At 65.7% G+C, this 1004-nt stretch carries 1 protein-coding gene; it reads left to right on the top strand.

The annotated features are described in order from the left end of the window. A partial coding sequence (mftC, locus tag AC30CM_RS26915) for a mycofactocin radical SAM maturase (protein ID WP_490119964.1) occupies positions 1 to 1004 on the top strand: 1004 nt, incomplete at both ends.

The following is a 1004-nucleotide window of genomic DNA, read 5'->3' as shown; positions in this document are numbered from 1 at the left end:
CAGTTCGAGCGTGGTCTCGACGCGCCGATCTGTCTGACGTGGGAGTTGACGTATGCGTGCAATTTGTCGTGTGTGCATTGTCTGTCGTCGTCGGGGCGGCGGGATCCGCGGGAGTTGACCACGCGGCAGTGCAAGGACGTCATCGACGAGTTGGAGCGCATGCAGGTGTTCTACGTGAACATCGGTGGTGGTGAGCCGACGGTGCGGTCGGACTTCTGGGAGTTGGTGGATTACGCCACCGAGCATCACGTGGGGGTGAAGTTCTCCACCAACGGGGTGCGCATCGACGAGGTGGTGGCGGCGAGGCTGGCGGCCAGTGACTACGTGGACGTGCAGATCTCGCTGGACGGGGCGACGGCGGAGGTGAACGACGCGGTGCGTGGTCCGGGTTCGTTCGCGATGGCGGTGCGGGCGTTGGAGAACCTGCGCGCCGCGGGGTTTCGCGACGCGAAGATCTCGGTGGTGGTGACCCGGCACAACGTGGGTCAGCTCGACGAGTTCGCGGCGTTGGCCGATGCGTATGGGGCGACGTTGCGGATCACGCGGTTGCGGCCCTCGGGTCGGGGTGCCGACGTGTGGGACGAGTTGCATCCGACGGCGGCTCAGCAGCGGCAGCTCTATGACTGGTTGGTGGCCCATGGCGAGCGGGTGCTCACCGGTGATTCGTTCTTCCACCTGTCGGCGTACGGGCAGGCCCTCCCCGGTCTGAACCTGTGCGGTGCGGGTCGGGTGGTGTGTTTGATCGATCCGGTGGGTGACGTGTATGCCTGTCCGTTTGCGATCCACGAGAAGTTCTTGGCGGGGAACGTGCTGACTAGCAACGGGTTCGGGGACGTGTGGCAGAACTCGGCGTTGTTCGCCGAGTTGCGGGAGCCGCAGTCGGCGGGGGCGTGTGCCAGTTGCAACCACTTCGACGCGTGTCGGGGTGGGTGCATGGCGGCGAAGTTCTTCACCGGGCTGCCGTTGGACGGGCCGGATCCCGAATGCGTGCAGGGCTACGGCGA

The sequence above is a fragment of the Mycobacterium sp. DHQP2018-32-09 genome, from assembly GCF_058148405.1.
This window is presented reverse-complemented; position numbering and strand designations above follow the sequence as displayed.